The 22540-nt window shown below is 73.2% G+C and carries 21 protein-coding genes; 7 read left to right on the top strand and 14 right to left on the bottom strand.

Features of this window, described 5'->3' with window-relative positions:
- Positions 1-207 precede the first annotated feature (207 nt).
- From mutM to recG, 8 genes are all read right to left on the bottom strand, one after another.
- Complete coding sequence (gene mutM / locus CCN35_RS04080) at positions 208-1068, bottom strand: bifunctional DNA-formamidopyrimidine glycosylase/DNA-(apurinic or apyrimidinic site) lyase (RefSeq protein ID WP_067395701.1); 861 nt, start codon at positions 1066-1068, stop codon at positions 208-210.
- A 153-nt stretch (positions 1069-1221) separates the two neighbouring features.
- The gene (gene rnc, locus CCN35_RS04075; protein WP_067395705.1) at positions 1222-2055 is read right to left on the bottom strand and encodes a ribonuclease III; all 834 of its coding nucleotides are present in this window, start codon (positions 2053-2055) and stop codon (positions 1222-1224) included.
- A gap of 7 nt (positions 2056-2062) precedes the next feature.
- Complete coding sequence (rpmF, locus tag CCN35_RS04070) at positions 2063-2236, bottom strand: 50S ribosomal protein L32 (protein ID WP_067395708.1); 174 nt, start codon at positions 2234-2236, stop codon at positions 2063-2065.
- Between the two features lie 2 nt (positions 2237-2238).
- The gene (locus tag CCN35_RS04065; protein ID WP_067395720.1) at positions 2239-2889 is read right to left on the bottom strand and encodes a YceD family protein; all 651 of its coding nucleotides are present in this window, start codon (positions 2887-2889) and stop codon (positions 2239-2241) included.
- 159 nt (positions 2890-3048) lie between these two features.
- Positions 3049-4161, bottom strand: coding sequence for a F0F1 ATP synthase subunit B (locus CCN35_RS04060; RefSeq protein WP_067395723.1), 1113 nt, complete (start codon positions 4159-4161; stop codon positions 3049-3051).
- A 117-nt stretch (positions 4162-4278) separates the two neighbouring features.
- Positions 4279-4758 carry a pantetheine-phosphate adenylyltransferase gene (coaD, locus tag CCN35_RS04055; RefSeq protein WP_236560635.1) on the bottom strand — a complete coding sequence of 160 codons (480 nt, stop codon included), beginning with the start codon at positions 4756-4758 and terminating at the stop codon, positions 4279-4281.
- Between the two features lie 26 nt (positions 4759-4784).
- On the bottom strand, positions 4785-5372 hold the full coding sequence (rsmD, locus tag CCN35_RS04050) for a 16S rRNA (guanine(966)-N(2))-methyltransferase RsmD (protein WP_067395729.1): 588 nt from the start codon (positions 5370-5372) through the stop codon (positions 4785-4787).
- 68 nt (positions 5373-5440) lie between these two features.
- The gene (gene recG / locus CCN35_RS04045; protein WP_067395732.1) at positions 5441-7675 is read right to left on the bottom strand and encodes an ATP-dependent DNA helicase RecG; all 2235 of its coding nucleotides are present in this window, start codon (positions 7673-7675) and stop codon (positions 5441-5443) included.
- Between the two features lie 168 nt (positions 7676-7843).
- Between recG and CCN35_RS04040 the strand changes: the two genes are divergently transcribed.
- Both CCN35_RS04040 and CCN35_RS04035 read left to right on the top strand, forming a co-directional pair.
- Positions 7844-9724, top strand: coding sequence for an HSP90 family protein (locus tag CCN35_RS04040; RefSeq protein ID WP_086791534.1), 1881 nt, complete (start codon positions 7844-7846; stop codon positions 9722-9724).
- Positions 9721-12681, top strand: a complete 2961-nt coding sequence (locus tag CCN35_RS04035; protein WP_067395739.1) for a tetratricopeptide repeat protein — start codon at positions 9721-9723, stop codon at positions 12679-12681. The genes CCN35_RS04040 and CCN35_RS04035 overlap by 4 nt, the downstream gene beginning before the upstream one ends.
- 108 nt (positions 12682-12789) lie before the next feature.
- Here the strand turns inward: CCN35_RS04035 and CCN35_RS04030 are convergent, their stop codons facing one another.
- Positions 12790-14532 carry a DAK2 domain-containing protein gene (locus CCN35_RS04030; RefSeq protein WP_067395747.1) on the bottom strand — a complete coding sequence of 581 codons (1743 nt, stop codon included), beginning with the start codon at positions 14530-14532 and terminating at the stop codon, positions 12790-12792.
- Between the two features lie 262 nt (positions 14533-14794).
- Between CCN35_RS04030 and rpmB the strand changes: the two genes are divergently transcribed.
- Positions 14795-14980 carry a 50S ribosomal protein L28 gene (gene rpmB, locus CCN35_RS04025; RefSeq protein WP_003993230.1) on the top strand — a complete coding sequence of 62 codons (186 nt, stop codon included), beginning with the start codon at positions 14795-14797 and terminating at the stop codon, positions 14978-14980.
- Between the two features lie 110 nt (positions 14981-15090).
- Here the strand turns inward: rpmB and thiD are convergent, their stop codons facing one another.
- The gene (gene thiD / locus CCN35_RS04020) at positions 15091-15924 is read right to left on the bottom strand and encodes a bifunctional hydroxymethylpyrimidine kinase/phosphomethylpyrimidine kinase (RefSeq protein WP_067395751.1); all 834 of its coding nucleotides are present in this window, start codon (positions 15922-15924) and stop codon (positions 15091-15093) included.
- Positions 15921-16886: a thiamine-phosphate kinase gene (locus CCN35_RS04015; RefSeq protein ID WP_067395754.1), complete on the bottom strand. Its 966-nt coding sequence runs from the start codon at positions 16884-16886 to the stop codon at positions 15921-15923. The genes thiD and CCN35_RS04015 overlap by 4 nt, the downstream gene beginning before the upstream one ends.
- 234 nt (positions 16887-17120) lie before the next feature.
- On the opposite strand from CCN35_RS04015, the gene CCN35_RS04010 reads away from it, so the two are divergent.
- Positions 17121-17354 (top strand): Lrp/AsnC family transcriptional regulator, encoded by a 234-nt coding sequence (locus CCN35_RS04010; protein ID WP_067395757.1) that lies wholly within the window; start codon positions 17121-17123, stop codon positions 17352-17354.
- A 20-nt stretch (positions 17355-17374) separates the two neighbouring features.
- A complete protein-coding gene (locus CCN35_RS04005) occupies positions 17375-17857 on the top strand; it encodes a DUF3515 domain-containing protein (RefSeq protein ID WP_067395760.1) in 483 nt (160 codons plus the stop codon).
- Between the two features lie 195 nt (positions 17858-18052).
- On the opposite strand, the gene CCN35_RS04000 is transcribed toward CCN35_RS04005, so the two are convergent.
- The 3 genes from CCN35_RS04000 to CCN35_RS03990 are packed head-to-tail and all read right to left on the bottom strand — an operon-like array spanning position 18053 to position 21089.
- Positions 18053-19210 (bottom strand): D-alanine--D-alanine ligase family protein, encoded by a 1158-nt coding sequence (locus CCN35_RS04000; protein WP_086791532.1) that lies wholly within the window; start codon positions 19208-19210, stop codon positions 18053-18055.
- Positions 19211-19269: 59 nt separating this feature from the next.
- Entirely contained in the window at positions 19270-20280 is a 1011-nt protein-coding gene (locus CCN35_RS03995) for an NAD(P)H-dependent glycerol-3-phosphate dehydrogenase (RefSeq protein WP_067395767.1), read from the bottom strand.
- Complete coding sequence (locus CCN35_RS03990) at positions 20277-21089, bottom strand: lysophospholipid acyltransferase family protein (protein WP_067395770.1); 813 nt, start codon at positions 21087-21089, stop codon at positions 20277-20279. The genes CCN35_RS03995 and CCN35_RS03990 overlap by 4 nt, the downstream gene beginning before the upstream one ends.
- Before the next feature lie 229 nt (positions 21090-21318).
- On the opposite strand from CCN35_RS03990, the gene cofC reads away from it, so the two are divergent.
- Complete coding sequence (gene cofC / locus CCN35_RS03985) at positions 21319-21957, top strand: 2-phospho-L-lactate guanylyltransferase (protein WP_086791530.1); 639 nt, start codon at positions 21319-21321, stop codon at positions 21955-21957.
- A gap of 47 nt (positions 21958-22004) precedes the next feature.
- The gene (locus CCN35_RS03980; protein ID WP_067395776.1) at positions 22005-22208 is read left to right on the top strand and encodes a hypothetical protein; all 204 of its coding nucleotides are present in this window, start codon (positions 22005-22007) and stop codon (positions 22206-22208) included.
- The last annotated feature ends 332 nt before the right edge of the window (positions 22209-22540 follow it).

Genomic DNA, 22540 nt, shown 5'->3' with positions numbered 1-22540 from the left:
GTGAACGCAGTCAGCTCCGGCACAGTCCCGGGTCATCTACGGGCCGTGCGAGGGCGCCCAACGGCAACCAACGCTGACAACCAGCGACAGCCAAGTCGCAGGTCGCAGCGTTGATCGATTGCACGGCCGCAGGTCGGAGACCCGGTCCTTCACTTTTTCGGCCACTGACGGCACGGCGTGACCTCCGGGGCGGTGCCGCCCCGGAGGTCACGCCGCCGGGCGCGGGGGCCGCTGGCACTTCGGGCAGTAGTAGCTGGAGCGGTTCATCCAGGGGCGGCGGCGCAGCGGGGTGGCGCAGCGGCGGCAGGGCAGGCCCTCGCGGCCGTAGGCGTCCAGGGAGCGGTCGAAGTAGCCGGACTCGCCGTTGACGTTGACGTAGAGGCTGTCGAAGCTGGTGCCGCCCGCGGCGAGGGCCTCGCGCATCACGTCCCTGATGTGGCCGAGGAGTTCGGCGGTGCGCGGGCGGGTGAAGCCGGCGGTGGGCCGTTCGTAGTGGATGCGGGCCCGCCACAGCGCCTCGTCCGCGTAGATGTTGCCGACGCCGCTGATCAGCGACTGGTCGAGCAGGGCCCGTTTGATGGTGGTCCGCTTGCGGCGCAGCGCCTGGTGGAAGGCCTCGTCGTCGAACAGCGGATCGAGGGGGTCGCGGGCGATGTGCGCGATGACGTCGGGCAGCCCGTCGGGGGTGGTGTCGTGCAGCGACAGACCGCCGAAGGTGCGCTGGTCGACGAAGCGGAGCTCGGTGCCCAGCCCGTCGTCGAAGCGGATGCGGATGCGCAGGTGCTTCTCGGCGGGGGCCTCGAGCGGCTGGACGAGCAGCTGCCCGCTCATGCCGAGGTGGGCCAGGATCACCTGGCCGCCGTCCTCCAGGGGGAGCCACAGATACTTGCCGCGGCGGCCGGGCAGGCCGACGCGGCGGCCCTTCAGCCGGTGCGTGAAGTCCTCCGCGCCCGCCGGATGACGGCGTATTGCGCGCGGATGCAGCACCTCGGCATCGGCGACGCGGCGGTGGGCGACCCACCGCTCCAGACCGCGCCGTACGACTTCGACCTCGGGCAGTTCGGGCATGCCTCTCCCCAGTCCCCGGCCGTACGCGCACGGTACGGCCTCTCCATGCTCCCGCCCCACCGCACGCCGGCCGCGGGAGGGCCCGCGGGGCGTGCGGTGCCGGGACGGCCAGGAGCGTCCGAAGAAGGAAGCGAAGAAGGAGAAGGACGCGCCTCAGGCGGAGGCCGACGCCTCGTCGGCGCCCTCGGCGGCCTGTGCCGCCTTGGCGCGCTCGTCCGCCGCGGCGCGGATGGACCGCCACGCGGACTCGGCGGCCTGCTGCTCCGCCTCCTTCTTGCTGCGGCCGGTGCCGGTGCCGTACGAGACGCCTCCGACGCGGGCGGCAGCAGTGAAGGTCTTCTCGTGGTCGGGGCCGGTCTCCGTGACCAGGTACTCGGGCACGCCGAGCCCCTCGGTCGCGGTGAGCTCCTGGAGGGAGGTCTTCCAGTCCAGGCCGGCTCCGAGGTTGGAGGACTTCTCGATCAGCGGGTCGAACAGGCGGTGCACCAGTTCGGAGGCCGCGTCGAGGCCCTGGTCGAGATAGACCGCGCCGATCACCGCTTCCAGGGTGTCGGCGAGGATGGACGCCTTGTCCCGGCCGCCCGTGCCCTCTTCACCGCGACCGAGCCGGATGAAGGACCCCAGGTCGAGGCTGCGGCCGACCTCCGCCAGCGCACGGGAGTTGACCACCGCGGCCCGCAGCTTGGCCAGCTGGCCCTCGGGCAGGTCGGGGTGGGTGCGGTACAGCGTGTCCGTGACGACGAGGCCGAGGACGGAGTCGCCGAGGAACTCCAGCCGCTCGTTCGTCGGCAGGCCGCCGTTCTCGTACGCGTAGGAGCGGTGGGTCAGCGCACGCACCAGAAGGGCGGGCTCGATCGAGTAACCGAGCCGCCCTTCCAGAACCGTGAGGGGCGAGGCCGTGTTGTCCGACGAAGCACTTCCGCGTCGGCGGGAGCTGCCTGGCTCGGCGCCTTCCGCCTTCTTGGCAGTGGACACAGTGCCTCTCACCAGCCGCTCAGACCTCGAGGACCTGGCGCTTGTTGTAGGTGCCGCACGACGGGCACGCGATGTGCTGCTGCCTCGGCTGGTGGCAGCGCTCGCACGCCACCAGGGTGGGGACCGCAGCCTTCCACTGCGACCGGCGGTGGCGCGTGTTGCTGCGCGACATCTTCCGCTTCGGAACAGCCACGGCTATTTCTCCTGCTTCTCGTCGACGCCCGCTTCGGCGCCGCTCGTCTTGTCCTTCTCGCCGCCCCTCATGGCGTCGGCGAGTTCCTGCAAAGCCGCCCAACGGATGTCGACGGCGTCATGGTGGTGGTCCGGGTCGTCCGCAAGCCGCGCTCCGCACTGGGAGCACAGACCCGGGCAGTCCTCCTGGCACACCGGCTGCATCGGCAGTGCGAGCACCACCGCGTCACGCAGCAGGGGTTCGAGGTCGAACAGGCCGTCCTCGATGAAGAACATGTCCTCGTCGTCCTCGTCACCGGCGCTCTCCTCGGACCGTGCGCTCCCACGGCCCCGGTCGTCGGTGGCGGGATACGAGAACAGCTCCTGGAAGTCCGCTTCGAGATCGAGCTCGAGCGGCTCCAGACACCTTACGCACTCCCCCTTGACCTGTGCACGGGCGGTGCCCGTGACGAGCACCCCCTCGATGACCGCCTCGAGCCTGAGTGCAAGCTCCACCGGAGCGCCCTCCGGCGTTCCGATCACTCCCTTGAGGCCGAAGTCCTTGGGGGCGGGGACCGTGCGGGTCAGGCGCTGCAGCGTGCCGGGCCGCCGCCCGAGCTCGTGCGTGTCGAACACGAGAGGGCTGCGGTGGTCGAGGCGGGCGTTGTGGGCCATTCCTGCTTTCGGTTTCCGAGCTCGGCGGGACGCCGACCCGGAGGTGTTCCAGGGCAGCGCTGATCGCGGACGTACACGCGACCGAAGAGCCAGGATACTGGACCTTCCGCTCTCGTCCCAATCCGGCGGCCGGACGGCCGCCCGCGGCCGCGGGCCCGCCTACAGGCCGCGGCCCTGCTCGTAGGCGCGCAGCTGCTCCGCGCTGATCATGCTGGTGTCGAAGAGGCTGGTCTCGTCGAGGGCGGGCGTCCGGGGCCGGCCGTAGCCCTGGGGGTCCTGGTGCCCCTGCTGGGCCTGCTGCGCCTGGTTCGGGTCGTACGTCTGCCCGGCGTCGTAGCCCTGGTAGGAGGAGCCTCCCGCCGGGGCGTAGCCGGAGGCGGGGGCGTACGGGTCGGCCTGCTGGTAGCCGTACTGGTCCTGGCCCCCGTAGCCCTGCTGGTAGCCGCCGTAGGGGTCGCTCTGCGCGGGCTGCCGGTAGCCGTAGGCGGGCTGCGGTTCGTACGGCGGCTGGGCGGGCTGCTGCTCGGCGGGCGCGGCCTGGGCCGCCGAGGTGCCGGCGAGGGCCGCGAGGTCGGCGAGGTAGTCGGCGTCGCTGGAGTGCTGGACGGTGGTGGTGTCGTCGGCGAGGGCGCCGAGGTCGTCGGTGGCGATGCGGCCCTGCAGCTTCTGGCGGCCCTTGCCCACGGCCTCCAGGGTCTTGGCGAGGACCGCCTCGAAGGCGCTGAGCTTGGCGTCGACGTACGCGTCGGCGTTGCGGCGCAGGGTCTCCGGGTCGTGGCTGCGCTCGGGGGCGTCCTCGTCCTCGTAGCCGTTCTCGTCGAGGCCGGGCCCGGTGCCGAGCAGCTTCTCGCGTCCGCGGCCCACCGAGCCGAGCGTCTTGGTGAGGACGACCTCGAAGTTGGCGAGCTGGGAGTCGACGTAGTCGTCGGCCTCGGCACGGATCTCCTCGGCCTCCCTGCGGGCCTCGGCGAGGATCCGGTCGGCCTCGGCCTGGGAGCGGCGGGCGATCTCGGTGCCGGCGATCATCGCGTCGCGCTCGGCGCGCGCGTTCTCGATGATCCGTTCGGCCTCGCGCCGTGCCTCCTCCACCATCTGGTCGCGGTCGCCGATCAGCTCCTGCGCCTGTGCGAGCGAGCTGGGCAGGGCCTCGCGCACTTCTTCGAGCATCGCGAGCAGCTCGGCGCGGTTGACCACGCACGACGCCGACATGGGCATGGAACGGGCGCTGGAGACCGTGGCCACGATCTCGTCGAGCTTCTTCTGCACGTCCATCGTGTGCTCGCCACTCTCTACGGGTGCGGATGTACGGGGAGATGTAGGGGAGACCGACGGGACGACTGTACGGCCACGGGGCAACCGCCGGACACCGGGTGACGGTCCGTCGGCGGTTCAGTCCTTCCGCAGACGCCGGACGAGGGCCTCGAGCACCTGCGGCGGCACCAGGTGCGAGACGTCGCCGCCCCAGGCCGCGACCTCCTTGACCAGGGAGGACGACAGGAAGCTGTAGGTGGGGTTGGTGGGGATGAAGAGGGTCTCGACTCCGGAGAGGCCGTTGTTCATCTGGGCCATCTGCAGCTCGTAGTCGAAGTCGCTGACGGCGCGCAGGCCCTTGACGATGGCGGGGATGTCGCGCTGCTTGCAGAAGTCGACGAGCAGGCCGTGGAAGGACTCGACGCGGACGTTGCTGTACTCGGCGGTGACCTGGCGGATGAGGTCGAGCCGCTCCTCGACGTCGAACAGGCCCTTCTTGGACTTGTTGATCATCACCGCCACGTACACCTCGTCGTAGAGGCGGGAGGCACGGGAGATGATGTCGAGATGTCCGTTGGTGATGGGGTCGAACGACCCGGGACAGACGGCGCGGCGCACCTGGGTTTCCTCGCTCTCCAGTCCGGTCATGATGCGTATTCGCTCGTAGAGGCGGCGCGACCGTACCAAAGTGTCCCTTCGCCGTAACGACGGGCCCGGATCGCGTCAAAGCCGTGCGGCCATCCGAATTCACCGCCTCTGGTGCTGCGCTCCACGGTGACGAGGGCGTCCTTCGCAAGCCACCCCCGGGTGCGGAGTGTGAGCAGGATCTCGCGGAGATCGTCGTCGGGGACGGCGTACGGAGGGTCGAGGAAGACGATGTCGTACGGCCCGCCGGGCGGCGGGGACTGCAGGAGCTGCTCCGCCCTGGCCGCCCGCACCTCGGCGCCGGGCAGGCCGAGTGCCCGCACGTTCTGACGGAGCGTGCGGACCGCGCGTGCGTCGGCCTCCACGAGCAGGGCGTGCCCGGCGCCGCGGGACAGCGCCTCCAGGCCGACGGCGCCCGAGCCGGCGTACAGGTCCAGGACCCGCTCGCCGTCCAGCGGGCCGCCGAGCAGGGACTGCCAGGTGGAGAACAGGCCCTCGCGCGCCCGGTCGGAGGTGGGGCGGGTCCCCTGGCCCGGCGGTACGGCGAGACGGCGTCCACCGGCCCGGCCGGCGATCACGCGGGTCATGTCCTTGGGTCCTTGTCTCGGTGCGGTCCGGTCCTGGTGCGGCCGGCTTCTGGCCGGCTCCCAGTCTGTCAGCCCTTCTCCAGGTACTGCTCCCGCTCCTCGTCCAGCAGGGCGTCCAGGGCCGTGCGCAGTCCGGGCAGGTGCTCCAGGTCCGGGTCGGCGGCGACCACGGCGGCGGCCTCCTCGCGGGCCTGGGCGATGATCTCCTCGTCCTCGATGACGGCGAGCACCCGCAGGCTGGAGCGGGAGCCGGACTGGGCCTGGCCGAGGACGTCGCCCTCGCGGCGCTGCTCGAGGTCGATGCGGGAGAGCTCGAAGCCGTCGAGGGTGGAGGCCACCGCGTCCAGCCGCCGGCGCGCGGTGCTCGCCTCGGGCATCTCGGTGACCAGCAGGCACAGGCCCGGGGCGGAGCCGCGGCCGACGCGTCCGCGCAGCTGGTGCAGCTGGGAGACGCCGAAGCGGTCGGCGTCCATGATCACCATCACGGTGGCGTTCGGCACGTTCACCCCGACCTCGATGACCGTGGTGGCGACCAGGACGTCGGTCTTCCCCTCGGCGAAGCGGCGCATGACGGCGTCCTTGTCGTCGGGCTGCATCCGGCCGTGCAGCACCTCGACCCGCAGGCCGTGCAGCGGTCCCCCGGCGAGCTGCTCGGCGACGTCGAGGACGGCGAGCGGCGGGCGCTTCTCGGCCTCGTCCTCGGGGGACTTCCTCCGGGCGCCCTTCCCCTCGTCCACCGGTTCGTCCCCGATGCGCGGGCAGACCACGTACGCCTGGTGGCCCTTCGCCACCTCCTCGCGCACCCGCTCCCAGGCCCGGGCCAGGAAGTGCGGCTTGTCGGCGGCCGGGACGACATGGCTGGCGATGGGCGAGCGGCCCGCCGGGAGCTGGTCGAGGACGGAGGTCTCCAGGTCGCCGAAGACCGTCATCGCGACCGTGCGCGGGATGGGGGTCGCGGTCATGACGAGCAGGTGCGGGGTCCGCTTCTCCCCCCGGGAGTTCCCCTTGCCCCGCAGGGCGTCGCGCTGCTCGACGCCGAAGCGGTGCTGTTCGTCCACGACGACCAGCCCCAGGTCGTGGAACTGGACCTTGTCCTCGATCAGGGCGTGGGTGCCGATGACGATGCCGGCTTCGCCGGTGGCCAGGTCGAGCAGGGCCTGGCGGCGGGCGGCGGCGCCCATGGAGCCGGTGAGCAGCACCACCTTGGTGGCGTGCTCGGGTCCGCCCAGCATCCCTCCCTCGGCCAGCTCCCCCATCATCTCGGTGATCGACCGGTGGTGCTGCTGGGCCAGCACCTCGGTGGGCGCGAGCATCGCGGCCTGTCCGCCGGCGTCGACGACGGCGAGCATGGCGCGCAGGGCGACCAGCGTCTTGCCGCTGCCGACCTCTCCCTGGAGCAGGCGGTGCATCGGGTGCTCGCGGGCCAGGTCGTCGAGGATCTCTCGGGAGACCTTCTGCTGCCCCTCGGTGAGGGTGAAGGGGAGGCGGGCGTCGAAGGCGGCGAGGAGACCGTCCGGCCCGGGGCGGCGGGGGACGGCGGGAAGCTGGGTATCCGCGTGGCGGCGGCGGGCGAGGGCGACCTGGAGGACGAAGGCCTCGTCCCACTTCAGACGGGCGCGGGCCTCGGCGACGTCCGCCTTGGTGTGCGGGCGGTGGATCTTGAGCAGGGCCTCGGGCAGGGGGATCAGGCCGCGGCCCGCGCGGAGGGACTCGGGCAGCGGGTCGACGGCCTCCTGGGCGCTGGGCAGGACGGTCTGGACCGCCTTGCCGATCTTCCAGGACTCCAGCCTGGCGGTGGCCGGGTAGATGGGGATGAGGGCACCGGCCCAGCTCTCGACCGTCTCCTCGGTGTCGTCCCTGAGCAACTCATAGGCCGGGTGGGCCAGTTGCAGCCGCCGGTTGAAGACGGAGACCTTGCCCGCGAACATCGCGCGTGTGCCCGGCAGCAGTTCCTTGTGGGGCTTGTGCACGCCGTTGCCGAAGAAGACCAGTTGGAGCCGGCCGCTGCCGTCCGTGATCGTCACCTCCAGGCGCTGGCCCTTGCCGCGGGGCGCCCGGGAGGAGGCGAAGGTGTGCAGACGGGCGTCGGCCACCTGGGCGACCACCGTGACGTGCTCGTCCATGGGCAGGTCGGCGAGGCGGGTGAGCCGGCCGCGCTCCTCGTATCTGCGCGGGTAGTGGTGGAGGAGGTCGCCGACGGTGTGCAGGCCGAGATGCTCGGCCATCACCTTCGCGGTGGCGGGACCGAGCACCGACTTCAGCGGTTGTTGCAGTGCTTCTCTCGGTGCGGACACGGGTTCCATTGCACACCACGGCACCGACAATGCCGTGCACGTCGTCGAAACCCCCTGGTCGGCCCGGCCGTCCGGGTTCTAGGATGACGCGCTCCGGCCCCCTTTCGCGGTCACCGCCCCACCGGGACCGCCCGACCCCGCGCCGACCTGCGGTCCCCCCACGACGGCGCTGCGACGATGGACTTCGAGACCTCACAGTCATCTCAGGCATCCCAGACCTCCCAGGCATCGCAGTCTCACCAGCAGTCCCAGTCGGCCCACACGTTCCAGGTCGACCTGCGCGGTCTGGTGGACCTGCTCTCGCACCACCTGTACTCCAGTCCCAAGGTCTATCTGCGCGAACTGCTGCAGAACGCCGTGGACGCCCTCACCGCCCGGCGTGCCGGGGAGCCGGACGCCCCCGCCCGGGTGCGGCTGTTCGCGGACGGCACCACCCTCCGGGTGGAGGACACCGGCATCGGTCTGACCGAGACCGATGTGCACGAGCTGCTGGCCACCATCGGCCGCAGCTCCAAGCGGGCCGAGGGGCTGCAGGAGGCCCGCTCGGACTTCCTCGGCCAGTTCGGCATCGGCCTGCTGGCCTGCTTCGTGGTGGCCGACCGGATCCGGGTGGTCAGCCGCAGCGCCCGGGTGCCGGACGCCCCGCCCGTGGAGTGGACGGCGTGCGACGACGGCTCGTACACCGTGCGGACCCTGCCCCGCTCCGCCCGTCCGGAGCCCGGCACCACCGTGCACCTCCAGGCGCGGGCGGGGGCCGGCGAGTGGCTGACCGAGGAGCGGGTGCTCGCGCTGGCCCGGGACTTCGGCTCGCTGCTGCCGTACGACGTGCGCGTGGGCGAGGAGGCCGTCACCGACCTGCCCGCGCCCTGGGACCGGTCGTACCCCTCCCCCGCCGCCCGCCGGGTCGCCCTGGCCCGGCACTGCCACGAGCTGTTCGGCTTCACCCCGCTGGACTCCATCGACCTGGACGTGCCGCTGGCCGGGATCCGCGGGGTGGCCTATGTGCTGCCGTCGGCGGTCAGTCCCGCACAGCGGGCGGGCCACCGTGTGCACCTGAAGGGCATGCTGCTGACCGACCGGGCCGAACAGCTGCTGCCCGACTGGGCGTTCTTCGTGCGCTGCGTGCTCGACACGGACAGCCTGCGGCCCACCGCCTCGCGCGAGGCGCTGTACGAGGACGAGACGCTGGCCGGTGTGCGCGAGGCGCTGGGCGAGCGGATCCGCTCCTGGCTGGCCGATCTCGCGGCCGGCGATCCGGAGCGGCTGGCCGCCTTTCTGTCGGTGCATCACCTGGGTGTGAAGTCGCTGGCCCGGCACGACGCGGAGATGCTGCGCACGATGCTGCCGTGGCTGCCGTTCGAGACGACCGACGGGCAGATGTCCCTGGAGGAGTTCGCGCAGCGCCACCCGGTCGTGCACTTCACGCGCACGGTCGAGGAGTACCGGCAGGTCGCGCCGATCGCCTCCGCGCAGGGCATCGGCGTCGTCAACGGCGGCTACACCTACGACAGCGAGCTGGTCGAGGCGCTGCCGTCGGTGCGTCCGGGGACGGCGGTCGCCGAGCTGGACGCGGACACCGTGACCGCCCATCTGGACCCCGTCGACCCGGCCGAGGAGCTGGCCCTGTCGGGCTTCCTGGCCGCCGCGCGGGCCAGGCTGGACCCGCTGGGCTGCGACGTGGTGCTGCGCGCCTTCCACCCGCTGTCCGTGCCCGCGCTGCACCTGGACGACCGGGCGGCCCGGCACGAGCAGGCCCGCGCCCAGGCCGAGGCGCAGGCCGACGACCTGTGGGCGGGCATCCTCGGCTCGCTGCGGGGCAGCGCTCCCCGTGCGCGTCTGGTGCTCAACCACCTCAACCCGCTGGTCCGCAGGATCGGTTCGCTGCGCGACGCGGAGCTGATCGGGACGGCGACCGAGTCGCTGTACGGACAGGCGCTGCTGATGGCGCAGCGCCCGCTGCGGCCCGCCGACTCGGCGCTGCTGAACCGCGCGTTCATCGGCCTGCTGGAGTGGGCCACCCACCACGGCACCGACGCGCCGGGGGAGGATCACCGATGAGCGAGATCACCGACCTGGACTCCCTGCGCCGGGCGATAGCCGCCAACGGCGAGCAGCCGGAGGGGCCGGCCCGCAACGCCCGCGCGGAGCAGCTGCTGGCCGAGGCCGAGAGGCTGAACATCCCGCTGGGCGTGATCGAGGCGCTGGGGCACCAGCTGACGGTCTACAACTACAGCTCCGAGAAGGACAAGATGTTCGTCCCCTTCGCGCGGCTGCTGCGCATGTGGGACGAACGCCCCGAGGACTTCGACGAGTACGAGGCCCACTCGCTGCACTGGGCCTTCAAGTGGATGTCGGCGGGCATGCTGGGCCAGCCGCACATTCCGCTGGCCTCCATCGAGAAGTGGCTCGGCGAGATGGAGCGCCGCTACCGGCTCGCCGGTTACTCCGAACGGGCCGTGCGCAGCGCCGAGTTCAGCGTCGCCTGGCACATCGGGGACCTGGAGCGGGCGGAGCGGGCGTATGCGGCGTGGCTGGCCGCCGACCGGGACCGCATGGCCGACTGCCACGCCTGCGAGCTGCACGACCAGGGCTGGTGGCAGGCCGAGCGCGGCCGGGACGCGGAGGCCCTCGAGCTGTGGCGGCCGGTGCTGGACGGCGAGTTCTCCTGTGCCCACGAGCCGCACGCGGTCCTCGGCACCTCCCTGCTGCCGCTGCTGCGGCTCGGCCGCCTCGACGAGGCGCGCGCCCACCATCTGCGGGGCATCCGGCTGGTGCGGCAGATGGAGAGCATGCGCAGCACCTACGCCGAGCACGTGGAGTTCTGCGCGCTGACCGGCAACGAGGCGCGGGCGCTGGAGCTGCTGGCGCAGCGGCCCGCGTACTTCACGGACGACGGTCATCCGCGCGGCAAGCTGGACTTCCTCGCGGTGGTGGCCCTGCTCATGGACCGGCTGGTCGAGCTGGGGATGGGCGAGCAGCCGGTGCCCGGGCCGGCGGGACGCGACTGGACGGCCCGCGAGCTCGCCGCGCACGCGCGTACGGAGGCGTCGGCCCTGGCGGCCCGCTTCGACGAGCGCAACGGCTCCTCGCACGTCGGGGAGCGGACACGCGCGCGCATGGCGCAGCGCCCGCTGGTGGACCGGCTGCCGCTGGGGGTGCGCACGACGCGGTCCGCCGCCCCCGCCCCGGCTCCCGCGCCGCGGGTCCCCGCCGAGCCGGCGGCGCCGCAGACGGCCGACCTGTCCGCGCTGATCGCCGAGGCGCGCCGCCTGTCGGACACCCTGCAGCCGAACGCCGTGGAGGCCTGGGCGGCGGTGGCACGGGCCGCGCAGGGCGTCGAGCTGGACGCCCGGGACCGGGCCGAGATCGCCGACCACGAGGCGATGAGCAGGGGCCCCGAGGGCGCCGCGCTGTTCGAGCGGGCCGCCGAGCTGTACGCGGAGGCGGGCGATCCGGGCGAGGCGCTGGCGGCCCGCGCGCGTGCGGCGTACGTCCGGGCGCTGGCGGGCGACGTGGAGGGGGCACGCGCCGCGGTCGCCGAGCCGTACGAACGGGTCCTCGCGCTGTACGCCGAGGGGGGCACCGGCGTACGGCAGACCGCGTCCGTGGTGATGGCGCGGGCGCGGATCCTGATGCGGCCGGTGCACCTGGCCGACGGTCCCGTGGACCTCGAGGTGCTGTCCGCCGCCGAACGGGCCGCCCGGGAGGTGCTGGCGCTCGTCGAGGGGCGCACCGGTGACGACGTGCGGCTCACCACCCGGGCGGCCGAGGCGCGGGCGATGCTCGCGGAGATCGCCGCGCGCACCGGGGACCCGCACACGGCCGTGGAGCTGTTCGAGCGGGCCGCGGCCGAGTACGCCGGGGCCGGGGTGCCGTGGTTCGCGGTGGAGTACGAGGCCCGGCTGGCGGGGCTCGCGTACCACCTGGGCGACCCGGAGCGGGCCGAGCGGGCGCTGCGGGCGGCCCTGGAGCACGGCGGGGCGCATCTGGAGGCCGCGGGACGGGCCCAGCTGCATCTGCAGCTCGCCGAGGTGCTCGGCGGCCTGGACCGGGTCGAGGAGGCGGCGCGGCACGCCCTGGAGGCGGCGCACTGGGCCGACGAGGCGAAGGAGGGGCCGGCCCTCGGGGCCTGGGCGCGCCAGCAGCTCGGCGGGCTGCTGCTGCGGCAGGGGCGGTGGGCCGAGGCCGCCGAGGTGCTGGAGTCCGCGCTCCTGGAGCTGTCCGTGGAGACGCACGGCGACGGGGCGGTCGTGCAGACGCGGTGGTGGCTCGGCGACTGTCTGAGCGAGCTCGGGGAGCACCGGGCGGCCGCCGAGCACCGGCTCCGGGCCGCCGAGATCGCCCGGCACTGGCCCGAGCAGCAGGACCACGCGACCCTCGCCCACCTGGCCGCCGAGTCGCTGAGCCGGGCGGGGCTGCACGAGGAGGCGGACCGTGCCTACGCGCGCGCGTGCGATCTGTGGCGCTCCCTGGACAGCGTGCACGGCCTGGTGCGCGCCACCCGTGCCCGGGCCTGGCTGGCGCTGCGCACCGAGGCCGGGCCGCAGGCCGCGCGGGAGCTGATGAGGTCCGCCGTCGCGGAGTGCGAGAAGGCGCGGGACCGTGCCGACGACGAGGTGGCGCGGCAGCGGTTCGTGGCCGAACTCGGTCACACGCACCGTCAGTTCGGCGATCTGCTCGCGGGTGTCGCCACCGGCGCGGAGGGCGGGGTGTCCCGGGCCGGGCTCGAGGAGGCCCTCGCCAGGATGGAGCAGGCGATCGCCGCCTTCGCGCTGCTGGGGCCGAACGCCCTGCACGAGCGGACCGGTGCGGAGCTCGCCGCCGGCTGGCTGGCGGCCGACCTGGGGCGGTCCGCCGAGGCGGAGCGGCGCGCACGCGACGTCCTGGCGGCCTACCGGACCCAGCCGGGCGGCCGGGGCGTCAGGGGCGCGGGCGCCGGGGAGGACCTGCCGCAGCTGCGGTGCGCGGAGGCCGAGCGGCTGCTGGACGTCCTGGGCAGGCAGCCGGAGGGCTGAAGCGCCCCGGGGACGCGAGGAGCCGGGGCGCGAGGAGCCGGGGCGCGAGGGGCCCGGCGGCGGGCGGTGGGCGACGGCCCGCCGCCGCCCGCGGATTTCGCGGGGGAGCTACTCCACCCCGATGAGCAGCAGCGCCCCCTGCCGGCCGCCGCGGTAGACCACCGTGTCCACCGCGAGGTACGCCTCGCGGACCCGGGCCTGCAGACGGTCGGCGACGGAGTCGGGGACCTCGTCGTCGAGGACCAGGGTGACCAGCTCGCCGCCGGCCGCGAGCATCCGGTCCAGGACGGCCTCGGCGGTGGCCGTGACGTCCTGGCCGATCACGGCCACGTCGCCGTCGACGAGGCCGAGGACGTCACCGGCCTGGCAGATGCCGGCCGTGGTCCAGGACTGGCGCTCGGCGACGATGATCTCGGCGTAGCGGGTTTCACCGGCCGCCGAGGTCATCGCGACGACGTCCTCGTCGAAGCGGCGCCCGGGCTCGTGCACGGCGAGGGCGGCGATGCCCTGCACGGCCGAGTGGGTCGGGATCAGGGCGACGCGGACGCCCTCCTCGCGGACCTGTTCGGCCGCGGCGGCCGCGGTGTGGCGCAGTTCGTCGTCGTTGGGCAGCAGGACCACCTCGCGCGCGTGCGCCCGCCGCACGGCCTCCACGAGCTCGCCGCTCGCGGGCGGCTCCCCCGGGCGGGCGAGCACCGCGATCGCCCCGGCCTCGGTGTACAGCCCGGCCAGGCCCTCGCCGGGCACGACGGCCACCACGGCGCGCTGGGCGCGCTCTCGGGGGGCCACGGCCCCGGTGGTGTGCGCGTCGTCCGCGCCGAAGTGGGTGATGCGGATGCGGTGCGGCCGTCCGGCCTCGATGCCCGCCTCCACGGCGGCTCCGGCGTCGTCGACGTGCACATGCACGTTCCACAGCCCGTCGCCGCCGACCACGACCAGGGAGTCCCCGAGCGCGTCGAGCCGTTCGCGCAGCCGGGCGACGGCCTCGTCCTCGGCGTCCAGGAGGTAGGTCACCTCGAAGGCGGGGCCGCTCGCGGACCGGGCGCAGACGCCCGGCGCGTCGTCCCCGGTGTCCCTCGTGCGCGCGTGCGGCACGGTCGGCAGGGCACCGGCCGCCGGACCGGCTCCCGGCGCTCCCGGTGCCGAAGCGGCTCCCGACGGGAAGGGCGGTTCTCCCGGCGGCCGTCCCGTGAGCGTCTCCACCAGGGCGGCGAGCACCGTCACCAGGCCGCGTCCGCCGGCGTCGACCACTCCGGCGCGCTCCAGGACCTCGAGCTGGCCGGGGGTCGCGGCCAGGGCCGCGCACGCCCCCTCGTAGGCCGCCCGTGCGACCGCCCCGCAGTCGCCCTCGGTGCCGGTGGCCGCTTCCGCGGCCGCCGAGGCGACCGACAGGACCGTGCCCTCCACGGGGTGCGCCACGGCCTGCCGGGCGGAGTCGGCCGCGTGCCGCAGCGCCAGGCGCAGGCCGTGGCCGTCGGTGTGCGCGCACTCGCCGTCGGCGGCGAACACCTGGGCCATGCCGCGCAGCAGCTGGGCGAGGATCGTCCCGGAGTTGCCGCGGGCCCCGATGAGCGCCCCGTGGGCCATCGCCCGTGCGGCGTCGGCCAGGGTGGGCCCCGGGGAGCCGTCCCCGCCGTCCCCGCTCTTCAGTTCGTGCGCGGCGAACACGGCCTCCACGGCCGCGGCGGCGGACTCCACGGTCAGATACAGGTTGGTGCCGGTGTCCCCGTCGGCCACGGGGTAGACGTTGATCGCGTCGATCTCCTCGCGTGCGCGGCCCAGCGCCCGCAGTGCCAGGCCGCACCAGGTGCGCACCGCCGGCGCGTCGAACGTCTGCGGCACCTGCGCCACTGCGCCTCCCTGAGCTGCTGGACTGGACGCAGCGTAGACCCCGGGGCGGCGCGGATCGGAAGCGGGCCCGGGCGGGCCCCCGGAGCCGTCATGGTAATTTCCCTGCATGGAAGCAGCCGATGTATGCTGCTCCAGTTGCCCGATCCTGTCGGGCTCTTCCCTGGCAGCGCCACTCGGATTTCGAAGTGCTCCCCGAGCCCGAGATCTGGTCCCGGCATGCCGGGCTCAACCGTACGTGCATCTGAAGTCTTTGGAGTGACCCGTGGCTGCCAACTGCGACGTCTGCGGCAAGGGGCCGGGCTTCGGCAACAACATCTCGCACTCGCACCGCCGTACGTCCCGCCGCTGGAACCCGAACATCCAGCGTGTGCGTACCGTGGTCGGCGGGACGCCGAAGCGCGTGAACGCCTGCACCTCGTGCATCAAGGCCGGCAAGGTCTCGCGCTGACGCACGCCGACAGCTGAGAGCGCGGCCACCCCAGGCTCGCTGCACTGAGCCGGTCCACCTCGGTGGACCGGCTTTTGCCATGCCCCGAAACGGCCGGAGCCCCTGTGCGGCTATCCGGCCGTGTGCGCTTTTCCGAAGGCCCAGCCGTGGTCCACGGGACCGATGCCGCCGCCGAGCGCGAAACCGGCCGCGACGGCCCCGGTGACGTACTCCTTGGCCGCCGTCACGGCCTGGGGGACCGACTGGCCCTTCGCGAGCTGCGCGGCGATCGCGGAGGCGAGGGTGCAGCCCGTGCCGTGGGTGTGCCGGTTGTCGTGGCGGGGGGCGCGCAGCCAGTGCTCCTCGTTCCCGTCGGTGAGCAGGTCGACGGCCTGGTCCCCGCCCTTCCGCCCGGGCTCCCCGGTCAGATGGCCGCCCTTGATCAGCACCCACGCCGGCCCGTACTCCAGCACGGCCTCGGCGGCCTCCCGCATCCGGTCCTCCGAGCAAACCCGTACGCCGGTCAGCTGGGCCACCTCGTCGAGGTTCGGGGTGGCGACCGTCGCCAGCGGCAGCAGTGCGGTCCGTACGGCGTCCAGCGCGGAGGGGGCCAGCAGCGCGTCGCCGTGCTTGGAGACGCCCACCGGGTCGACGACCACCGGCGCGTTCGTGGTGGAGAGCAACTCGGCCACCGTCTCGACCAGTTCCGTCGAGGCGAGCATCCCGGTCTTGACCGCCTGGACGCCGATGTCGTCCACGACGCTGCGGTACTGGGCCCGCACGGCCTCCACCGGCAGCTCCCAGGCGCCCTGCACCCCGAGGGAGTTCTGCGCGGTCACCGCGGTGATCACGCTCATGCCGTGCACCCCGAGGGCGAGCATCGTCTTCAGGTCGGCCTGGATGCCGGCGCCGCCGCCGGAGTCGGAGCCCGCGACCGTCAGCACACGGGGAGGAGCCTCGCTCATGCCTCGATGCCTCCGAAGTGGTCCCAGCCGCCCTTCCTGGTCCAGGGCGCCCCGTCGACCGTGACCTGGGGCAGGGCCGAGCGATTGAGCACCTCGCCGATCACCTTCCAGCGGGCCGGCAGCTTCACGTCCGGCGGGAAGGTCGCCACGATCGCGTGGTCCTCTCCCCCGGTCAGCACCCACTGCATCGGGTCGACGCCCACGGCCTGCCCGATGTCGTTCATCTGCGAGGGGATGTCGATGGCGCCGGAGCGGATGTCGATGCGGACCTTGCTGGCCTCCGCTATGTGCCCCAGGTCGGCGATCAGTCCGTCGCTGACGTCGCACATCGCGGTCGCGCCGAGTCCGGCCGCCGCGGGGCCCGCGTGGTACGGCGGCTCGGGGCGGCGGTGGGCCTCGACGAAGGCCCGGGGCGAGCGGAAGCCGCGGGAGAGCACCGCGTGCCCGGCGGCGGACCAGCCCAGCCAGCCGGTCACCGCGACCAGGTCGCCGGGTTGTGCGCCGGCGCGTGTCACCGGCTCGTGGTTGCGCAGATCGCCGAGTGCGGTGATCGACACCGTGATCGTGTCACCGCGCACCACATCTCCGCCGACCACGGCGGCACCGGCGACCTGGCACTCGTCACGCAGCCCGTCCATCAGTTCGGTGGGCCAGGTGACCGGGAGCTCCGCGGGCACGACCAGACCGAGCAGCAGCGCGGTCGGCACCGCGCCCATCGCGGCGATGTCCGCCAGGTTCTGGGCGGCCGCCTTGCGGCCCACGTCGTACGCCGTGGACCAGTCCCGGCGGAAGTGCCGCCCCTCCACGAGTACGTCGGTGCTCGCCACGACCCTGCGGTCGGGGGCGGCGACCACCGCGGCGTCGTCGCCGGGTCCGACCCGGACCGCCGGGGTGGTGGTGAGACGGGAGGTGAGCTCCCTGATGAGCCCGAACTCGCCGAGCTCACCAACAGTGCCCTTCATTGCCCTTTCGACCCTTTCGCCCTTCTGTCCCTGTCCGTTCCCGGTCGCGCGTCAACGCGGTCCTCGTTACGGTCAGGATGACCGTCAACTTCTGTCCTGCTTCCCTACTGCTTCTGTCCTACCTGCACCCGGCACGTACGTCGCGGCCCTCGCGGCTCTCCCCGCGGCGCGTGGCGACGCGATACCGTGGCTTCTCTTTTCCCACATGATCCTCGTGGCCGCCCTGGAGGTTCCGTGGTACAGGCGTACATCCTGATCCAGACGGAAGTCGGCAAGGCGTCGACCGTCGCCGAGACGATCGGCAAGATCCCCGGGGTGCTCCAGGCCGAGGACGTGACAGGACCCTACGACGTCATCGTGCGCGCCCAGGCCGACACGGTGGACGACCTGGGGCGCATGGTGGTGGCGAAGGTCCAGCAGGTGGACGGCATCACCCGCACCCTGACCTGTCCGATCGTGCATCTGTAGCCCCCGTCTACCCTTGGCCGGTGAGCTCTTTGCGTCATCGGCTTTCCGGTCTGCCCCTTCTCGCCCTGCTGGCCGCCGCCGTGGGCTGCTCCTCGAGCGACGGCAGCGCCGCCGTGGCGGTTCCCAGCCCGGACGCGACGGTCACCGGACTGTGCCGGAACCTGGACGAGGCGCTGCCGCGGACGGTCGACGGGCTGAGCCGTGAGGACCCCCGGCCCGCCTCCGCACTCACCGCGGGCTGGGGAAGTCCGGCGATCATACTGCGCTGCGGGGTTCCGCGGCCCGCCGCGATGGACGATCCGGAGGCCGACGGCGTGGAGGTCAACGGCGTCGGCTGGCTGATGCAGCAGCAGGACGACGGATCGTTTCGCTTCACGACGACCCTGCGGGTGGCGTACGTCGAGGTGACGATCCCCGTGGAACGCTCCGCGCACGGGATGGCGCCGCTGGTCTCGCTGGCGCCGGCGATCAAGAAGACGATTCCCGAGGGCGTGGCCGACTGAGCCCTCCCGGGGGCGGGACCGGCGGTGCGCCCGGCCGGCCACGCGTGCGGCCAAACGGGCGCCGTGGGGCCCGGGCCGCCGTCCGGTCACGGGCCGTGCGCCGTCCGCGCCCCGGCCGGGCCGGATGCCGTGCGGGACCGGCCGCGTCCTGTGCGGCAGGGCCGCGGCCGGCACGGCCCTGCCGGCCTTTGGAGGTCAGCGCAGGCCCGTCGAGCGGCGCAGGGCCGCCTGGATGAGGCGGTCGATCAGCTCCGGGTAGTCGATGCCGCTCGCCTGCCACATCTGCGGGTACATCGAGATCGGGGTGAAGCCGGGCATCGTGTTGATCTCGTTGATCACGAACTCTCCCTCCTCGGTGAGGAAGAAGTCCGCGCGGACCAGGCCCTCGCAGGAGGCCGCCTCGAAGGCCTCCACCGCGAGCCGCTGCACCTCGGCGGTCTGCTCCTCGGTCAGCGGGGCCGGGACGATGCCGGGCGTGGAGTCGATGTACTTGGCCTCGAAGTCGTAGTACGCGTGGGACTCGCTCGCCGGGATCTCGGCCGGCACGGAGGCCCGCGGGCCGTCCTCGAACTCCAGTACCCCGCACTCGATCTCACGGCCGCGCACCGCGGCCTCCACGAGCACCTTCGGATCGTGCCGCCGGGCCTCCTCGAGCGCCTCGTCGAGGCCCGAGAGGTCGTCGACCTTGGTGATGCCGATGGACGAGCCCGCGCGGGCGGGCTTCACGAACAGCGGCCAGCCGTGCTCGCCGGCGAAGTCGACGATTCTCCCGCGGACGGCCGTCTCGTCCCGGCTCCACTCGCGGGGCCGGATCACCATGTACGGGCCGACCTTGAGCCCGAAGGAGGTGAACACCCGCTTCATGTACTCCTTGTCCTGGCCGATCGCCGAGGAGAGCACCCCGGAGCCCACATAGGGCACGCCGGCCAGCTCCAGGAGGCCCTGAAGGGTGCCGTCCTCGCCGTAGGGGCCGTGCAGCACCGGGAAGACCACGTCGACCTCGCCCAGCGCCTTGGGGACCGAACCGGGCTCGGTGTAGACGACTTCACGGTTGCCCGGGTCGACGGAGAGCACCACACCGCCCTCGGCCGATTCGGCGAGCTCGTCGACGCTGGGGGTGCGGCGGTCGGTGATCGCCATGCGCGCCGGGTCGTCCGCGGTGAGGGCCCAACGGCCGTCCTGGGTGATGCCGATCGGCAGGACCTCGTACTTGGACCGGTCGATGGCGCGCAGCACCGCACCCGCGGTGACCACGGAGATCCCGTGTTCGGAGCTGCGGCCGCCGCAGACGACGGCCACGCGGGGCTTGCGCGGCGGCTGCTCGGGGCTCTGGGGGAGGTTCTCGGTGCTCATATCGCGATGAGCGTACCTGTTGGCCAAGGCCCGAGTCAGCGCGGGAAACGCTGCGTCGTTCAGCGCCGCTCCGGCTTGGCGCTGCGCGACATCAGCTCCCTGAGGGCCACCACCGGCGGTTTGCCCTGGTGCACGATGCTGACGACGGTCTCCGTGATGGGCATGTCGACGCCGTGCCGGCGGGCCAGATCCAGCACCGACTCGCAGGACTTGACCCCCTCGGCGGTCTGCTTGGTGACCGCGATGGTCTCCTCCAGGGTCATGCCCTTGCCCAGGTTGGTGCCGAAGGTGTGATTGCGCGACAGCGGCGAGGAGCAGGTCGCCACCAGGTCGCCGAGGCCGGCGAGCCCGGAGAAGGTCAGCGGATCGGCGCCCAGCGCCACGCCCAGCCGGGTGGTCTCGGCGAGCCCTCGGGTGATGAGCGACCCCTTGGCGTTGTCGCCGAGCCCCATGCCGTCCGCGATGCCGACGGCCAGGCCGATCACGTTCTTGACGGCTCCCCCGAGTTCGCAGCCGACGACGTCGGTGTTGGTGTACGGGCGGAAGTACGAGGTGTGACAGGCACTCTGGAGCCGCCGGGCGACCTCCTCGTCGGTGCACGCCACCACGGCGGCGGCCGGCATCCGGGCGGCGACCTCGCGGGCGAGGTTGGGCCCGGTGACCACGGCGATCCGGTCGGGGCCGACCTTGGTGACGTCCTCGATGACCTCGCTCATCCGCATGGCGGTGCCCAGCTCGATGCCCTTCATCAGGGAGACGAGGACCGTGCCCGGGGCGAGCAGCGGCAGCCACTCGGCGAGGTTGGCGCGCAGGGTCTGCGAGGGGACGGCGAGCACCGTGAAGTCGGCGTCGCGGGCGGCCTCGGCGGCGTCGGCCGTGGCCCGCAGGTTCTCCGGGAGTTCGACTCCGGGCAGGTAGTCCGGGTTGACCCGGGTGGAGTTGACCGCGTCGACGAGTTCGGCACGGCGGGCCCAGAGGGTGACCTCGCAGCCGGCGTCGGCGAGGACCAGGCCGAAGGCCGTGCCCCACGATCCGGTGCCGAACACGGCCGCCTTGACCGGCTTGCTCACGCGCCCTGCCCCTCTTCCTGCACGGCCTTCCGCGCGTCCGGCCGCCGTGCGGCCGGCATGGTCCTGCCCCGGATCTGCGCCTCGGTGCGGCGGCGCTGCTCGATCCGCTCCCGGCGCGGGTCGTAGCGCACGGGGGGCGCCTTCTCCCCGCGGATCTCCTCCAGCAGGCGGGTGATGGCCTCCATGATGGTCTCGGTCGCCTCCTTCAGGAGCTCCGGGGTCACCTCCTTGTCGTAGAAGCGCGAGAGGTCCACGGGCGGACCGGCCAGGACGTGATGGGTCTTGCGCGGCAGCAGCCGGGGCTTCTTCGAGTAGGGCGGCAGCAGTTCGTTGGCGCCCCACTGGGCGATCGGGATCACCGGGCACTTGGTCTGCAGGGCGACCCGTGCGGCGCCCGTCTTGCCGGTCATCGGCCAGCCGTCCGGGTCACGGGTGAGCGTCCCCTCGGGATAGAACGCGACGCACTCGCCGCGCTCCACGGCCTCGATCGCGGCGCGGAAGGCGCTCAGCGCGTCCGTGCTCTCGCGGTAGACGGGGATCTGCCCGGTGCCGCGCATCGCGGCGCCGATGAATCCTTTCTTGAAAAGCCCGCTCTTCGCCAGGAATCGCGGCACGCGCCCGGTGTTGTACTGGAAATGCGCATATGCGAGGGGGTCGATATACGAATTGTGGTTCACCACGGTGATGAATCCACCCTCGGCCGGAATGTTCTCCATTCCACGCCAGTCCCGCTTGAGCAGAACCACCAGCGGCGGTTTGCAGATCACCGCTGCGAAGCGGTACCAGAAGCCGATTCTGCGGCGGGACACGCGGACACCTTCCTCTAGTTCCTCTAGTTCCTCTGGATGGTCCCTGGAACTGCCACCCGGGGCGGGGGGCCGCACAAGTGTCGCCCCAGGTCGCCCGTCTGTCGAGAACACCGTACGCCCGCCCGTCGCCCGTCACCGTCCTCGCCGGGGGCCTCGCGCCCCGCCCTCCCCCGGTCGACCCCATGGCCAGGGGGGACAATGACGGCCGCACGAAAGGGACGGAACGCCGGTGCAGTGGACCTTGGTCATCCCCCTGAAACCCTTGAACCGGGCCAAGAGCAGGCTGTCGGGGGCCGTCGGCGACGAGCTGCGGCCGGGCCTCGCCCTGGCCTTCGCCGAGGACACCGTGGCGGCCGCGCTGTCCTGTCCGGCGGTCGCGGATGTGGCAGTCGTCACGGACGACGGCACGGCCGGGCGGAGACTGGCGGCGCTGGGCGCCCGGATCGTGGCCGACGAGCCGCGCGCCGGTCTGAACGCCGCGCTCGCGCACGCGGCGGCGGTCGTGCGGTCCGCGCGCCCCGAGGCCCCCGTTGCGGCCCTGAATGCCGACCTTCCGGCGCTGCGGCCCGGGGAATTGGCCCGGGTCCTGCGGGCGGCCGCACAATTTCCGCGCGCCTTTCTCGCGGATTCGGCGGCGGTCGGCACGACTTTGCTGGCGGCGGCTCCAAGGAGTGCGCTGCTTCCGGCTTTCGGTCCCGATTCCCGGATCCGGCACCGGGCGTCCGGGGCGGTGGAACTGTTCCTGGAGGCGGTGGAGTCCGTGCGCCGGGACGTGGACACCGGGGACGATCTGCGTCAGGCGCTGGCTCTCGGGGTGGGGCCGCGCACGGCCGCCGCGGCGGCGCGGCTGCCGCTCGCCCGGGGCTGAGGCACGAAGCGGCGGGGGTGCCGGCGGCGGGGCAGTAGGCTGCCGTCATGCAGGCGACCGCATACACGTACGACCCCGAGAGCCGCAGCGGGCAAGTGCTTCTGGACGACGGCACCCCGGTGCCCTTCGACGCGTCGGCGTTCGACGCGGGCGGCCTGCGGCTGCTGCGCCCCGGACAGCGGGTGCGGATCGAGACGGAGGGCGAAGGGGACGGTCTGCGGATCACCCTGGTGACGCTGCAGACCTTCTGAACCGTGAACCGGACCGCGGGCCGGCCGGGGCCGCTCGTGCGACTCGTGCGGCACGGCCCCACCGGGTGCGGGGTGCCGGACACACCGCGGGCCGGGCTCCCCCGGGAGTCCGGCCGGGCGCGTGAGTACCTCGGTGCCTCCTTGGGGATGCGGTTCGGATCGTGCCGCGGGTCGCGGGGGTCGGCACGCGCGTCGGCCGTGCGGTCGTCACTCGCCGGCGCGGCGCGCCGGCTTCCCGTCCGGTCCCTCTCCAGGGCCTCTCCTTGCCGTGCGTCCGCGCGCACCGGCCCCGCCCGCCTCGGTCACAGGGCACCGCTCACCGGAGCCGGCCC

The organism is Streptomyces thermovulgaris, assembly GCF_002155915.1.
GTDB classification, from domain to species: Bacteria; Actinomycetota; Actinomycetes; order Streptomycetales; family Streptomycetaceae; genus Streptomyces; species Streptomyces thermovulgaris.
Note: the sequence above shows the minus strand (reverse complement) of the source record. Positions and strands in the feature narration are given on the sequence as shown.

Coding starts and splice junctions, on each gene's coding strand:
- rsmD (WP_067395729.1), bottom strand. CDS start 5,372: ATGACCCGCGTGATCGCCGGCCGGGCCGGTGGACGCCGTCTCGCCGTA.
- mutM (WP_067395701.1), bottom strand. CDS start 1,068: ATGCCCGAACTGCCCGAGGTCGAAGTCGTACGGCGCGGTCTGGAGCGG.
- CCN35_RS03980 (WP_067395776.1), top strand. CDS start 22,005: ATGCAGGCGACCGCATACACGTACGACCCCGAGAGCCGCAGCGGGCAA.
- CCN35_RS04035 (WP_067395739.1), top strand. CDS start 9,721: ATGAGCGAGATCACCGACCTGGACTCCCTGCGCCGGGCGATAGCCGCC.
- CCN35_RS04000 (WP_086791532.1), bottom strand. CDS start 19,210: ATGAGCACCGAGAACCTCCCCCAGAGCCCCGAGCAGCCGCCGCGCAAG.
- CCN35_RS04065 (WP_067395720.1), bottom strand. CDS start 2,889: ATGGCCCACAACGCCCGCCTCGACCACCGCAGCCCTCTCGTGTTCGAC.
- thiD (WP_067395751.1), bottom strand. CDS start 15,924: ATGAGCGAGGCTCCTCCCCGTGTGCTGACGGTCGCGGGCTCCGACTCC.
- recG (WP_067395732.1), bottom strand. CDS start 7,675: ATGGAACCCGTGTCCGCACCGAGAGAAGCACTGCAACAACCGCTGAAG.
- CCN35_RS04040 (WP_086791534.1), top strand. CDS start 7,844: ATGGACTTCGAGACCTCACAGTCATCTCAGGCATCCCAGACCTCCCAG.
- CCN35_RS04060 (WP_067395723.1), bottom strand. CDS start 4,161: ATGGACGTGCAGAAGAAGCTCGACGAGATCGTGGCCACGGTCTCCAGC.
- CCN35_RS04015 (WP_067395754.1), bottom strand. CDS start 16,886: ATGAAGGGCACTGTTGGTGAGCTCGGCGAGTTCGGGCTCATCAGGGAG.